At 60.1% G+C, this 14,624-nt stretch carries 10 protein-coding genes and 4 tRNA genes; 2 read left to right on the top strand and 12 right to left on the bottom strand.

Annotated elements, in window-relative coordinates; all coding sequences use genetic code 11:
* The first annotated feature begins 3 nt into the window (after positions 1-3).
* Both KI231_RS10045 and KI231_RS10040 read left to right on the top strand, forming a co-directional pair.
* Positions 4-3,282: a sensor domain-containing protein gene (locus KI231_RS10045; protein ID WP_213028128.1), complete on the top strand. Its 3,279-nt coding sequence runs from the start codon at positions 4-6 to the stop codon at positions 3,280-3,282.
* An 86-nt stretch (positions 3,283-3,368) separates the two neighbouring features.
* Positions 3,369-5,060 (top strand): molecular chaperone HscC, encoded by a 1,692-nt coding sequence (locus tag KI231_RS10040; RefSeq protein WP_213028127.1) that lies wholly within the window; start codon positions 3,369-3,371, stop codon positions 5,058-5,060.
* Here KI231_RS10040 and KI231_RS10035 read toward each other — a convergent pair.
* The 12 genes from KI231_RS10035 to gltX form a co-directional block, all read right to left on the bottom strand.
* On the bottom strand, positions 5,057-7,735 hold the full coding sequence (locus tag KI231_RS10035; protein WP_213028126.1) for a DUF805 domain-containing protein: 2,679 nt from the start codon (positions 7,733-7,735) through the stop codon (positions 5,057-5,059). The genes KI231_RS10040 and KI231_RS10035 overlap by 4 nt on opposite strands.
* Positions 7,732-8,427 carry a DUF1266 domain-containing protein gene (locus tag KI231_RS10030; RefSeq protein WP_213028125.1) on the bottom strand — a complete coding sequence of 232 codons (696 nt, stop codon included), beginning with the start codon at positions 8,425-8,427 and terminating at the stop codon, positions 7,732-7,734. The genes KI231_RS10035 and KI231_RS10030 overlap by 4 nt, the downstream gene beginning before the upstream one ends.
* A gap of 187 nt (positions 8,428-8,614) precedes the next feature.
* A complete protein-coding gene (locus tag KI231_RS10025) occupies positions 8,615-9,061 on the bottom strand; it encodes an Hsp20 family protein (protein WP_103304855.1) in 447 nt (148 codons plus the stop codon).
* A gap of 121 nt (positions 9,062-9,182) precedes the next feature.
* Positions 9,183-10,142, bottom strand: a complete 960-nt coding sequence (locus KI231_RS10020; protein WP_103304854.1) for a tRNA dihydrouridine synthase — start codon at positions 10,140-10,142, stop codon at positions 9,183-9,185.
* Between the two features lie 160 nt (positions 10,143-10,302).
* Positions 10,303-10,752 carry an acyl-CoA thioesterase gene (locus KI231_RS10015; RefSeq protein WP_103304853.1) on the bottom strand — a complete coding sequence of 150 codons (450 nt, stop codon included), beginning with the start codon at positions 10,750-10,752 and terminating at the stop codon, positions 10,303-10,305.
* Positions 10,753-10,798: 46 nt separating this feature from the next.
* Complete coding sequence (locus KI231_RS10010; protein WP_103304852.1) at positions 10,799-11,632, bottom strand: alpha/beta fold hydrolase; 834 nt, start codon at positions 11,630-11,632, stop codon at positions 10,799-10,801.
* A gap of 30 nt (positions 11,633-11,662) precedes the next feature.
* Complete coding sequence (locus KI231_RS10005; RefSeq protein WP_103304851.1) at positions 11,663-12,202, bottom strand: TetR/AcrR family transcriptional regulator; 540 nt, start codon at positions 12,200-12,202, stop codon at positions 11,663-11,665.
* A gap of 182 nt (positions 12,203-12,384) precedes the next feature.
* A tRNA-Glu gene (locus KI231_RS10000) sits at positions 12,385-12,460 on the bottom strand.
* An 81-nt stretch (positions 12,461-12,541) separates the two neighbouring features.
* Positions 12,542-12,617, bottom strand: a tRNA-Ala gene (locus KI231_RS09995).
* Between the two features lie 53 nt (positions 12,618-12,670).
* Positions 12,671-12,746 (bottom strand) — tRNA-Glu (locus KI231_RS09990).
* A gap of 79 nt (positions 12,747-12,825) precedes the next feature.
* Positions 12,826-12,901, bottom strand: a tRNA-Ala gene (locus KI231_RS09985).
* A 203-nt stretch (positions 12,902-13,104) separates the two neighbouring features.
* On the bottom strand, positions 13,105-14,586 hold the full coding sequence (gene gltX, locus KI231_RS09980; protein WP_213028124.1) for a glutamate--tRNA ligase: 1,482 nt from the start codon (positions 14,584-14,586) through the stop codon (positions 13,105-13,107).
* Positions 14,587-14,624: the final 38 nt, after the last annotated feature.

Genomic DNA, 14,624 nt, shown 5'->3' with positions numbered 1-14,624 from the left:
ACGATGCCGAAATCTGTTGACCGAATTCCGCCGATGCCGCGCATTCAAGCCATTGACCCGCGACGTTCCGAGCAGAGCTGGGAGAGCGCGCCGCAATTGCTCGCCGCGCTCAACGGCGCTCGGCTCGGCGCCTGGTATTGGGACATCGAGCGCGGGCAGATCAGTTGGTCACGGGGCACCCAGGCATTGTTCGGCTTCGATCCGCGCCAGCCACTGCCGGAAGATCTTGAATACCTCGATTTGCTGCCGCCGGAAGACCGCGCGAAAACCGTCCGCGCCTTCCATGCAGTGATTGCCGGCGCGCCGCTGGAACAGGCGATGCATCACCGCATCCGCTGGCCCGATGGCAGCCTGCATTGGCTGGAGATCAACGGCAGCCTGCTTCCGGACAAAAACGGCCGCCCCCGAATGATCGGGGTGATTCGCGAAATCACCCACCAGCGTCAACGCGAACAGGCCCTGAGCAGCTCGGAGAAACGTTTCGCCACCCTGTTTCACCTGTGCCCGAACATGGTCTTGCTCACCCGCCAGGAAGACGGCCTGATCAGCGAGGCCAACCAGTATTTTGAAAGCCTGTTCGGCTGGCCGGTGCAGAGCGCGATTGGCCGCACCACTCTGGAGCTGGGCCTGTGGGTGCACCCCGAGCAACGCGCCGAACTGGTCAAGAAAACCAAGGCCAAGGGCGAACTGGTCAGCATGGAAGTGCAGTTTCGTGAGAGTAACGGGCAGATTCACGACGGCATTCTCAGCGCCCAGAAAGTCGAGCTCGAAGGCCAGCCGTATCTGCTCAGCACCTTCCTCGACACCACCGAGCGCAAAGCCGCCGAACACGCCCTGAAAGACAGCCAGGAACGCCTCGATCTCGCGCTGGATTCGGCGCAGCTGGGCACCTGGGACTGGCACATCCCCAGCGGTATGCTCTATGGCTCGGCGCGCGCCGCGCAATTGCACGGGCTGGAGCCGATACCGTTTCATGAATCGTTCGACGAGTTTTTCGAAGGCGTGCCCGGCGAAGAGCGCGATAGCATGCGCGACGCCTATCGCAGCCTGCGCGAAGGCCCGGCGGGCAATTACCAACTGACGTATCGCGTGCAACTGCCGGACGGCAGCTCACGCTATCTGGAAAGCCGTGCACGCCTCTATCGCGACGACAACGGTGCGCCGCTGCGCATGGCCGGCACGCTGTTGGACATCACCGATCAGGTCGAGCGCGAACAGCGGCTGGTGGCGTCCGAAGAGAAATTTGCCACGCTGTTCCAGGTCAGCCCCGACCCGATCTGCGTGACACGGCAGGACAGCGGCGAATTCATCGAAATCAACTCAAGCTTCACCCAGACTTTCGGCTGGAGCGCCGCCGACGTGATCGGCCGCACCGCCGAAGACATCGGTCTGTGGGACGCCTCGGCGAAAAGCCTGCAACGCATCGAACGGGTGATCCGTGAACAGGGCCTGAGCAATGTTGCGATTATTGTTCAGCACAAGGACGGCCAGTCGCTGACCTGCGTGATTTCCAGCCGGCAGATCAGCGTCGGCAATCAGCCCTGCATTGTCACCACTCTGCGCGACATCACGCAGCAGCAACGCTCGGAGGCCGCCCTCAAGGCCAGCGAGGAGAAATTCGCCAAGGCCTTTCACTCAAGCCCGGACGCAATCACCATCACCGAACGCGATACCGGACGCTATCTGGAGGTCAACGACGGTTTCTGTCGCCTTACCGGCTATCGCGCCGATGAAGTGGTTGGCAAAACCGTGTATCAGGTCGGCATCTGGGCCGAGGAGAAACAACGTTCTGCGCTGCTGGCCGAACTGCAGATCAAGGGCCGCGTGCACCATCAGGAAATGCTCGGGCGCAACAAGCGCGGGGAATTGCTGACGCTGGAAGTGTCGGTCGAACCGATCACCCTGAATGAAACGGCATGCCTGCTGCTGACCGCCCGCGACGTCAGCCTGCTGAAAAACGCCGAAGCACAGATTCGCCATCTGGCCTACCACGACCCGCTGACCAACCTGCCCAACCGTGCGCTGCTGATGGATCGCCTGAGCCAGCAGATCGCCCTGCTCAAGCGCCACAACCTGCGCGGTGCGCTGCTGTTTCTTGACCTCGACCATTTCAAACACATCAACGACTCGCTTGGCCACCCGGTCGGCGACACCGTGCTGAAAATCATCACCGCTCGGCTAGAAGCCAGCGTGCGCATGGAAGACACGGTCGCACGTCTGGGCGGCGATGAGTTCGTGGTGCTGCTCAGCGGCCTGGAAGGCTCGCGCAACGAAGTCAGCGCGCAGGTGCGCGAACTGGCCGACACCATCCGTGAATTGCTTTCGGAGCCGATGTTCCTTGACGGTCAACGCCTGCAAGTGACGCCGAGCATCGGCGTGGCACTGATTCCCGACCACGGCTCGACCCCGACCGACCTGCTCAAGCGTGCCGACATCGCCCTGTACCGGGCCAAGGATTCCGGGCGCAACACCACGCAGATGTACCACAACACCATGCAGAAAGCGGCCAGCGAACGGCTGCGCATGGAGACCGACTTGCGCCTGGCCTTGTCTCGTGGCGAATTCAAGGTGCATTTCCAGCCACAGGTCGACGCACGGGACAACCGCATCATCGGCGCCGAAGCCCTGGTGCGCTGGAATCACCCGGAGCTCGGTGCACAATCGCCGACCGAGTTCATCAAGGTGCTGGAAGACAGCGGCCTGATTCTGGAAGTGGGCACCTGGATCCTCGACGAAGCCTGCGATGCGTTCAAACAACTGATCGCCACAGACCTGATCAACCCTTTCGACTTCAGCCTGTGCGTGAATATCAGCCCACGCCAGTTCCGCCAGAACGACTTCGTCGAACGCATCGAACACAGCATGATCAGCCACGGCCTGCCCTGCACGCTGCTGAAACTGGAAATCACCGAAGGCATCGTCATTCAGAATCTGGAAGACACCATCAGCAAAATGCGTCGCTTGAAAAAACTCGGCGTGAGCTTCGCCATGGACGACTTTGGCACCGGTTATTCGTCGTTGACCTACCTCAAGCGCTTGCCGGTGGACACGCTGAAAATCGACCAGTCGTTCATCCGCGATGCAACCACCGACCCGAACGACGCGGAGATCATCCGCGCCATTGTCGCCATGGCCCGCAGCCTCGAACTCGAAGTGATTGCCGAAGGCGTGGAGACGCCGGAGCAACTGGCGTTCCTGCAAGGCCTGGGTTGCCACTTGTATCAGGGTTATCTGCACAGTCGGCCCCTGCCGCTGGAGGACTTGAAAAAACTGCTGCCCTGACGCGCCCAATTTGCAACAACCGCGCAATTGCCAGGGTTGGCAGCAACCTGTAGGGTCGCTTTTTTTGCGCCGTTTCGAGATCAGTCATGCAGGATGCAACCCTTCCCCGCCCGGCCCTGCTGGGCATCGACCTTGGCACCACCAACAGCTTGATCGCCGTCTGGCAGGACGGTCAGGCGCGGTTGATTCCCAACGCCCTCGGAGATGTGTTGACCCCGTCGGTGGTCAGCCTCGACGAAGACGACACGATTCTGGTGGGCAAAGCCGCCCGCGCCCGCCTGACCACACACCCGGAGCGCAGCGCTGCGGCCTTCAAGCGGTTTATGGGCAGTGACAAACAAGTCGAACTCGGCAGTCGTCAGTTCAGCCCCGAGGAGCTTTCGGCGCTGGTGCTCGGCTCACTCAAGCAGGACGCCGAAGCTTTTCTTGGCCACCCCGTCTCGGAAGCGGTGATTTCCGTACCGGCGTATTTCAGTGACGAGCAACGCAAACGCACAATGTTTGCCGCTGAACTGGCCGGACTGTCCGTCACGCGCCTGATCAACGAGCCGACCGCCGCGGCCATGGCTTATGGGCTGCATGAACAGAAATTCGAACGCACGCTGATCTTCGATCTGGGCGGCGGCACCTTCGATGTCACGGTGCTGGAATACGCGCTGCCGCTGATCGAGGTGCATGCGTCCACCGGCGACAATTTTCTCGGTGGCGAAGACTTCACCGCCGCGTTGCTGCAAGCCTGCCTCAAGGACTGGCAACTGCCCCCTGCAACGGTCGACGCGCAAGCCATGGCCAGCCTTGGCGATGCGCTGGAGCAGCTCAAGTGCAAACTGGGCGAAGGCAGACAGCAACTGATCTGGCGGCACGCCGAGCAGACATTCGAGTGGTCGCTGGACGAAGCCGCTGCGGTGAAAATCTGGGAACCGCTGCTTGGCCGTTTGCGCGCACCGATCGAACAGGCCCTACGCGATGCCCGGCTCAAGCCACGCGACCTCGACAGTCTGGTGCTAGTGGGTGGCGCCACGCGGATGCCGGCGGTGCAGCAATTGGTCGCCACGCTGTTCGGGCGCCTGCCTTACCGTCATCTTGATCCGGACACGATTGTTGCGCTTGGTGCGGCGACGCAAGCGGCGTGCAAGGCCCGCGATGGCGCGGTAGAAGAACTGATCCTGACCGATGTCTGCCCGTACACGCTGGGGATTTCGACCATGCGCGGCGATGACATCAAAGGCGCGTTCTCACCCATCATCGAACGCAACACCATCATTCCGACGTCACGCGTGGAGCGCTACCACACGACCTCGCCTAGGCAGGAATTCATCCGCATTGCGGTTTATCAGGGTGAACGGCCGTGGGTGCGCGACAACATTTTCATCGACGCCTTCGATGTCACGCTGACACCCAGCGATCACATCCAGGCGCTGGACGTGCGCTTCAGTTACGACATCAATGGTTTGCTCGAAGTCGACGTCACGTTGCTGGAAACAGGCGAACGCCATAGCCACAGCATCGACCGCAGCCCTACCGGGCTTGACGAGCAATCGCGCCAGGCCAGCCATGAACGCCTGACCAGCCTGAAAATACACCCCCGCGATGCCCTGCCCAACCGCACCCTGCTGGCGCGACTGGAACGTGCATGGATGCAAAGCCTCGGCGACGACCGGCAGCGTATCGCCGAGTGGCTGGACAGTTTCACCTCGGTGCTGGGTGGTCAGCGATCGGAAGAAATCGCCAGCCACCGTTCACAACTCAACAAAGTGCTGGATGAGCTGCGTCTCTAGCCGTTGAGTCGACGCAACGCGGCCTGCAAACCACCGGATAACGTGTCTTCTCGATCACTGTCCGGTGGTACACCGTAGCGGTTGGGCAACTTCTCACCGGGAAAGCCGAACAGCACCAGCGGCAGAAATGGCAAGACCGGGGTCAGGCCGGCCAGAATCAGAAAGCTTGCAACACCTCGGCCCATGTCGTGCAGACGCCTCAGAATGGCACTGAGCATCAGCATCAGCGCCACTGCCAATACCACGAAAGCGGAAAACATCGAGCCACTGAACAAGGCCAGCAATGGCGTAAGCAGCACGATACCAATCACCTGACCGATAAATGCCTCGCGCCCCAGTCGTGTGCCAAGACGCCAGAACGCGGTTGCAGGCGTCGGCCGAGTGTCACCCTTGGCCAACAGCAAACGCTCTGACCACGACAGTAATGCACTAAAGGCAAAGCGTAAGCCGAGGCCATTGTGCGTGTTGTCCTTGGCCTGCTGCATGCGCATCAGGATTTTCTGGCGCGGCACCCCGGCGCTACCGTAACGCGCCATATCCTTGAGCACATCCAGCGCCAGGTAAAACGCGTCGGTGTAATCAACGCCGTCATCCTCCAGCACCTCACGCGGCGGGCGTGTGGGTTCACCTTTGATCAGACTGTGGCGGAATCCGTCGAACCAATCCTGTGGATTGACGACTTCGGTGATGCTCTCAAGCAGGTATTTGCGCTGTTGCGCATTGAGCAGCGGATCGTGATACAGCACCCCAGCCAACAGCATGCGACCGAGCAAATCCTCATTGAAACGGCTGATGTCGCTGCGCATGCACTCGTACAAACGGTCATTGCTCAACAGCCTTGCGCTGTCGAGCGCTTCCTGGACGCTGAACAATTTACGCGCGAGCAAGGCATGCACCGGGTCGGCTGCTTGCAGCCAGCCCAGCAGGCCACTGGCGCTGCCCTGCTCGCGATTCAATCGACACAGCAGCGGCTGCAAACGCGCCAATGGATGCTCACGCGCAACGCTCATCGAATCAATGCAGTGCGCCGATTGCGCACCCAGCCAACGTGTCGGCTCGTCGAGGGTCGCCAGCAAGTACAGCGCCTGACGATGCCATTCCCAGACGGCGTCAGGGTTATCGATGGCCGGCAGTAGCATGCCTTGCTCGGCCAACTGCGCTTGCAGCTTCAAGCCATCGAGCACGACGTCGCGCTTGCTCAGACTGAATGCTTCGTCCAGCCGGGCCAGCGACCGCGTGTCATAGGCTCGCAAACGGCGCATCCACAGCAGGCTGAGCTCCAGCGGCTCGCCCTTTTGCAGTTCCGGCGGCAGCTGCACCGATTCTTCGCTGGTCAGAAACGCATGCAAGGCACGCGGAATGGGGGCCTGGGTCAACCAGCAGATCTGTTGATCGGCTTGGTACTTGAAGCCTTCCAGCACCAGCTGATCAAGAATCTCAGGAGCCTCTGGCGCATCCATGACGCGTTGCAGCAAGGGCACATCGCCGCGGTGCAAAGCCCAGGCGTGCTGGTACAGCACCTGAAGTGCCGGGTCGTCGCTGGCAATAATCAGCCACGCCAGCAAAGGTAGTTCGTCACCGCTGATGCGCCACTCGACAAAGGCATCGGCGATGCCCTGCAAGTCCAGCTGCCGCGCGCGAAACCAGCGCCCCAAGGTTTCCGGACGCTGCGAAGGACTGCCATATTCCTGGGTGACATCACTGAGGTCAGCGGACCAGTCGCGGAAGTTTTCCAGACGATCAAACGCCTGGATCAGCAGCGGCAAGCGCTGTGGTTGATGACGCGCGCACAGATCCAGCAACCAAGTGGCGGCCTTGGGATGGTGATGCTCTCGCCAGAGTTGCACCCAGGCCTGAAGCGCCAACTCTTCCATGCCCAGCGCACTGCGCTGACAGGCCAGCAGATAAAGCCAGTCAACGTCGTCCGGCGCCAGCCGATGCTGCTCACTGATGATGTCGAGAAAGTCTTTACTGGCAATGCCGGCCTGACTGAACTGGATCGCCAGACGTTGCACCAGCGCATCATCGGCAGGCAGCGGGATACAGGTGTGCAGGCTGGCGAAATAGCGGAAATCGTCGAGCGAAGCGTTATGGTGAAGATGATTCAGCGTGCGCACATACCAGAGCGCTTCCAACTGCGCGACGACGGGCCAATGGCACATCAACGACGTGTCGAACGGGTCCGGTGCGGCTATCCGCTTCAAGAACTCATCGACATGTCGGGCGCTGTCGAAAGCCAGATCGAGCATCCGGCTCGCCCAGCCCAGGCGCTGCGCCAACAAGCGTGCGCAGGCGTGGGAAATCGGTCCCGCGTCGAGCAACTCACGCAACAATGGCCAGCAAACATCGTCCAACACGTCCAGAGGCAGGCGATCCAACTCAAGGTTGAATGCCTGCCAGGCTGCAGGACTGAAGCGACGTGTCGGATCGATCAGCAGCGCTTCGAAATCTGCCAGTGTCTGGTCGGCAGGACTCGCCTCGTCATCGACTGGTTCGCCTGCCTCGTCCGGCTGCTCACGGGCGAAACGCATTGCTAGCTCGTACGCTTCGCGCAATGCCTGAAATCCTTCCGGATCGGTTTCAGGATGATGTTGCGGCAAGCGCGCGCGATAGGCGCCGCGAATGACGTCATTGTCTTTGGTGGGCTCGATACCCAAGCGAATCCAGCAGCTCATGACCAGTCGAACTCCCCTAATGAGTCGGGCCTTTCAGGCAGATGCAAGGGCATGTCCCAGGGCAACTGGGCAAAGAATTCGCGGGCATCGCGATCAAGCTTTCTGATGACCACCGTGGTGCCGATGTAGTCGCCTTGCCGATCGTATTCGTGGGCAAGTTCCTCATCTTTATTGCCCAGGCAATGCCAGAAGGCTTTACCGATGACAAAGCCATTCAGGTAACTCGTCCAACTGTCGTAGTAGTACCGCGCACGCGCCGCCATGCGGCCGTGCAGCCAGAGACTTTCGGTGAGATCGATCCAGCCGTGCAGCACCGCCGAGCGCAGCAGAAAGCCCATTCGGCCAATGTCCCAGGCGCGAATACCGCCAGAGCCACACTCGCCGAACGTACGGCTGGCCAACTCATAAAAGGCGCGTTGGCGGGTATCCAGCGTGTCTAGCAGGGCTTGCCATTCAGACGGAAGACAACGTTCCCACTGTCGGTAGGCTTCGTTCAAAGAGGTCGCGTGCCCGGTGTCGGCCGTGCTCAACATGTCGAGCAATTGCGCGCGCGTGGTAATGCCCCAGCCGCCTTCGACATCGACGTGTTTGAGGTCGAAGCAGTAAGTGGGGGCGGCGTAGTCGGCATCGGGATTGAGGGCGACCAAAGGCGCAGAAAGCGCGTATAGCCAGCGCTGTTCCATTTCGTCCATGAACAAAGGCTCCGGGCCAGCGGAAATGAGAGAGTGCCGGCCTTGTTGGCGCGGATTGTAAAGAGCCGTAGCCGCAGCGGCAAACAGTGCGTGCGGTTTTCCTGCGCGCATAAAAAAGGCCCCGACGTATCGGGGCCTTCATTCAGCGGCTCAGCGCTTGATCAGACGATTGTGTATCTGCCTGTGATCAATGCTGCAGAACCGGTTGCTGCGTCCCGTTGATCGGGATGCGTTTGGCTTTCGCTTCTTCCGGGATCACCCGCAACAGGTCGATGCTCAGCAGACCGTTGCTCAGGCCGGCGGCCTTGATTTCGATGTGATCGGCCAGACGGAAGGACAGCTTGAACGCACGCTGGGCAATGCCCTGGTGCAGGAAGGTTACGCCTTCGTTGGCATCACGCTTGCCGCCACTGATGGTCAGCACACCCTTCTCGACTTGCAGCTCCAGGTCTTCTTCCTGGAAACCGGCTGCCGCCACGACGATGCGGTATTGGTCGTCGCCGTGTTTTTCAACGTTGTAGGGTGGATAGGTGCTGCCTGGCTCATTGCGCAGGGCGGTTTCGAACAGATCGTTGAAACGGTCGAAACCTACCGAGGAACGGAACAATGGCGCGAGGGAAAATGCAGTACTCATGGTTCAAATCTCCTGAAAACAATCAGCAAGGTTTTATGTCTCCGCGACCCGAATTCGGCATCGCGTAACCCTTAGATAGGGACCGCTGAAATGATTTCAAGAGATTATTTGCAGATTTTTTTCAGGCCGCTTCGGCGACCGGCAGACCAAGCAAACGCGAGACTTGATCAGGTTCCGTTTCGCGGCGCAGGACGGTGAACAGCTCGGTGGCTTCGGGATAATTGCGCGTCAGCATGGCCAGCCATTGCTTCAAACGACCCGGCGATTGGCGCGCAGTCATCTGCGCTTTGGCCTGTAGCCAGAAGTCCTGGATCAGCGGCAGCAGCTCGGTCCAGGTCATTTCCACGACCTCTTCACCGGCGCGTGCGGCAGCGATTTGTTTGGCCAGATCCGGGCGCGAGACCAGACCGCGACCGAGCATGATATCTTCCACGCCGCTGATTTCGCGGCAACGGCGCCAGTCTTCGACGCTCCAGATATCGCCGTTGGCGAACACTGGCACCTTGACCACGTCCTGCACCCGCGGGATCCACTCCCAGTGCGCCGGCGGCTTGTAGCCATCCATTTTGGTTCGGGCGTGAACCACGATGTGTTCGGCGCCGCCCTCGGCCAGTGCCGTCGCACAGACCAGCGAACCGTCCGGGCTGTCGAAGCCCAGGCGCATCTTGGCAGTGACGGGAATATGCGCCGGTACGGCACGACGCACGTGCTCGACGATCTGGTTGAGCAGTTCAGGCTCCTTGAGCAGCACTGCACCGCCACGGGACTTGTTCACGGTCTTGGCCGGGCAGCCGAAGTTGAGGTCGATCACTTCGGAACCGAGCTCGCAGGCCAGCGCCGCGTTTTCCGCCAGACACACCGGGTCAGAACCCAACAATTGCACGCGCAGCGGCACGCCGGAACGGGTGCGCGCGCCGTTGAGCAGCTCCGGACCGAACTTGTGGAAGTAGGCCGGGGTGAGCAACTGGTCGTTGACCCGAATGAATTCAGTGACGCACCAGTCGATGCCGCCAACGCGGGTCAGCACGTCGCGCAGGATGTCGTCGACCAACCCTTCCATGGGCGCCAGAGCAATTTGCATGGGGAAAACACTACTTAAGGAAAAAACGTGCGGCAGTTTACTGGATATCGCAAGAAATCGCAGAAACCTTGTGGGAGCGAGCCTGCTCGCGATCGCGGTGCTTCAGTCACATGTGCATCGGCTGACATAGCGCGATCGCGAGCAGGCTCGCTCCTACAGTTTAGATTTGGACAGATTCTGAGGGCTGGATCGCCGGGCCATAGCCTTCGATGAACTCGGCCGGCATGCGCTTGGGTTTGCCAGTGGACAATTCAATGCAGACAAACGTGGTCTGCGCGCGCAGCAGTGTGGTGTTATCGCTTGGACGCTTTAGCTGGAAATGCCGGGTCATTTTCAGGCGCTGGTCCCAATCGACGATCCAGGTCGCCAACTGCAGTTCGTCGCCTTCATAGGCAGCGGCCAGATAATCGATCTCGTGGCGCACCACCGCCATCGCCCGGTCCAGGCGCCGGTACTCGACCAGATCCAGCCCCAGACGCTGCGAATGACGCCAGGCGCAGCGTTCGAGCCAGGTCACATAGACCGCGTTGTTCGCGTGGCCCAGCCCGTCGATGTCCTCGGCGCCCACTTGCAGATCAATGGTAAACGGCGTTGCCCGATCCCAGCCCATGCCCCACTCCCGGTCAATTTATTCAACCGGGGCAGTGTAACGGAGCTCACGCCGATTGGCGCGCCTGAAGGCTGCGGCCCGCCAGCAGTGATAACACGCCATCAATCACCCGAGGGTCGGCCAGCACGCGCTGATGACCACCGCTTTCGAGGCGCAGCAAACGGCTGTCGAACCAGGATTCGTGAATCAGTTGCGATTCTTTGACTGAGACGAAATTGTCGTCCTCGGCGTGCACGATCAGACCGGGCATGTCCAGTTGATAGTGGGCTACATCAAGGGTCGCGGCGCGCATGCCGACATCCTGTTCGACCTGACGGATGAAAGCGGAACGCGCTCGTGGCGGCATCCCCACGTAACGAGCAAAACCTCGCAGCACACCGAGAATGCGGGCAGGAGCGGCGATGCTGACGAGGGTTTCGGTGCGCAAGCCCAATTGCACGGCGAGCATCGCACTGGCGCCACCCATGGAGTGGCCGATGACGGCTTGCAAGGGCGGCAGTTCAGCGGCGGCTTCGAGCATGGCGCGGGCGAACAATACAACGTTGGCTTCACGCCCCGGCGACCGACCGTGGGCCGGGCCATCGAGTGCGACAACGGTGTATCCAGCTTCAACCAGCGCGGTGATCAATGCAGCGAATTGGGTTGGCCGCCCTTCCCAACCGTGCATCAGCAGCACCGTCGGGCCTTGCCCCCAGCGCAGCGCCGATAAACCAAAACGCAAGGTGATCCGTTCGGAATTGGCCAGTAATGGCAACTCCCAATCCCGCAGCGGCAAAGCACGCGGCGTCATGAACGCCAGACGCATTTTGCTTGCTACCTGTTTCGGTGCAATCCAGCCCAAGGTGCCATTTACGCCACGAATCCACTTCAACGTGTTCATCGCTCTCTCCTCAGGCGTGTTGCCTTCAGGTCAACGCACCGCCGACTTGGCAGCGCGCAGCAATCGATCGGACAAATCTCCAGGGCCAAGCGCTCTTGCGAGGGCCAGACCACCCACCATCAAGGCCACGTCGGCCAGGGCTTTGTCGGTGTCCTCAGGGCTGGACGCCAACTGCGCAATCATCAATTCCAAGTGTTCGTTGAGCGCGATTCGGAACGAATCCGGCAAGCGACCCAGCTCACCGATGGACGCCGGAATCGGGCACGCCGCGTCACTGGAATCGCGGTGCTTGCGCGACAGGTAGAACGCTGCGACCAGCGCGCGACGTTCTTCGCCAGTCAGTTCGGCATCCATGTCGGCAATCAGGTCGCGGCGGCGCCCCAGCAATTGCTTGAACGCTTCGAGCATCATCGCGTCCTTGCTTTCGAAGTGCGCGTAGAAGCCACCGACGGTCAGGCCGGCCGCGCCCATCACTTCGCCCACGCTAGGGTCTGCCGGGCCGCGCTGAATCAGTGCGGCGCTGGCAGCCTTGAGGATGCGTTCGCGGGTTTGAGCTTTTTTATCGTTCATCGTTGCCTCCGAATATTACGACTAGAATATTATTCGCATAATAATATTCTGCAAGTCAAGGATATGACCGCTGGTCTGAAGCACAGTGTAAGGAAAAAGGAGAGTTGGCCAAACGCCAGACAAACAAAAGGGCCATTCAATAATTGAATGACCCTTATAAAATCCCGCAGAGCGGGTAATCGTGGCGTCCCCTAGGGGACTCGAACCCCTGTTACCGCCGTGAAAGGGCGGTGTCCTAGGCCACTAGACGAAGGGGACACAAACCCTTCTATACAACTGATCAGTGCTGAGATCTGATCGATTCAAGGCCGGTGTGGCCAGACCTTGAACTTGTAAAATTGGTGGAGCTAAGCGGGATCGAACCGCTGACCTCCTGCATGCCATGCAGGCGCTCTCCCAGCTGAGCTATAGCCCCGGATTTTTCGCCTCGCGGCGGAGCGACATCTTGCAACATCGCTTCTGTAAAACTGGCGTCCCCTAGGGGACTCGAACCCCTGTTACCGCCGTGAAAGGGCGGTGTCCTAGGCCACTAGACGAAGGGGACGCAAACCCTTCTATACAACTGATCAACGCTGAGTGTTGATCGCTTCGAAGCCGGTGTGGCCAGGCTTCGAAGTGTAAATTGGTGGAGCTAGACGGGATCGAACCGTCGACCTCTTGCATGCCATGCAAGCGCTCTCCCAGCTGAGCTATAGCCCCTCATCGTTGATGTCATCGCTGAGGACGGGGCGAATCTTAAGGGCGTATCGGAGGGCTGTCAAACTTATTTTTAAAATATTTCAAAGTTTTTTGCCGACATAACAATCACTTACCGCCCTCCCCCCGAAAATCCGGGGGAAAAACGCCGAAGGCCGGAATCAAACGATCCCGGCCTTCGGTTGTTCCTGCAGAGTCAGGCGTGCTTAAGCGATAGCGCCCAGCAGCTTTTCCCACTCTTTGTTTTCTTTCTTCGACACGCCGCCCAGCAGGTCAATCGCCTGACGCAGACGGAAACGGGTCAGGTCCGGGCCGATGATTTCCATGGCATCGAGCACCGACACCGAACTCGCCTGCCCGGTAATCGCGGCAAACATCAGCGGCATCGCATCACGCAGTTTCAGCTCGAGGGATTCGACCACCGCCTGAATCGTCGCGGTGATGTGGTCTTTTTCCCACTGACGCAGGCTTTCCAGCTTCCACAGGATCAATTGCATCAACTGGCGAACCTGATCACCGGAAAGTTTCTTCGACTCGAACAGCTTGGCATCCGGATTGACGCCGCCGGCGAAGAAGAACCCGCCCAGCGGTGCGACCTGGCTGAAGGTTTCAACACGACCCTGCACCAGCGGTGCGATCTTCATCATGTATTCCGGGTTCAACGCCCAGGTCTGCAAACGGCTGGCAAACTCTTCCACCGGCAGATCACGCAGCCACTGGCCGTTGAGCCACGACAGCTTCTCGATGTCGAAGATCGGCCCGCCGAGGGACACGCGCTTGAGGTCGAAGTTGTCGACCATTTCCTGCAGGGAGAACTTTTCGCGCTCGTCCGGCATCGACCAGCCCATGCGGCCCAGGTAGTTGAGCATCGCTTCCGGCATGAAGCCCATGCGCTCGTAGAACGTCACCGAGGTCGGGTTCTTGCGCTTGGACAGCTTGCTCTTGTCCGGGTTACGCAGCAGCGGCATGTAGCACAGCTCTGGCTGCTCCCAACCGAAGTATTCGTACAGCAGAATCAGTTTCGGCGCCGACGGCAGCCATTCTTCGCCACGCAGAACGTGGGTGATGCCCATCAAGTGGTCGTCGACCACGTTGGCGAGGAAGTACGTCGGCAGGCCGTCGGTCTTCATCAGCACTTGCATGTCCATGCGATCCCACGGGATCTCGACGTCACCACGCAGCATGTCCGGCACCACGCAGACGCCTTCGCTCGGCACTTTCATGCGGATCACGTGCGGCTCGCCAGCGGCCAGACGGGCAGCGACTTCTTCCTTCGACAACAACAGCGCGCGGCCGTCGTAACGCGGGGTTTCGCCGCGAGCCATTTGCTCGGCGCGCATCTGGTCCAGTTCTTCAGCGGTGCAGAAGCACGGGAACGCGTGGCCCATGTCGACCAGTTGCTGGCAATATTTCTGATAGATATCGCCGCGCTCGCTCTGACGGTACGGACCGTGCGGACCGCCAACGTCCGGGCCTTCGCTCCAGTCGATACCGAGCCAGCGCAGGGCGTCGAATATCTGCTGTTCGGACTCGCGAGTCGAACGCAACTGGTCGGTGTCTTCGATGCGCAGGATGAACTCACCGCCATGCTGCTTGGCAAAGCAGTAGTTGAACAATGCGATGTAAGCGGTACCTACGTGGGGGTCCCCGGTAGGCGATGGCGCGATGCGAGTGCGGACGGTGGTCATGGCATGTCTCGAAAAGAATGAAAAGCAAAACAATCAAG

Source organism: Pseudomonas sp. Seg1 (genome assembly GCF_018326005.1).
Taxonomy (GTDB): Bacteria; Pseudomonadota; Gammaproteobacteria; order Pseudomonadales; family Pseudomonadaceae; genus Aquipseudomonas.
The sequence above is the reverse complement of the archived record's forward strand: the minus strand, read 5'-3'. Positions and strand labels throughout refer to the sequence as shown.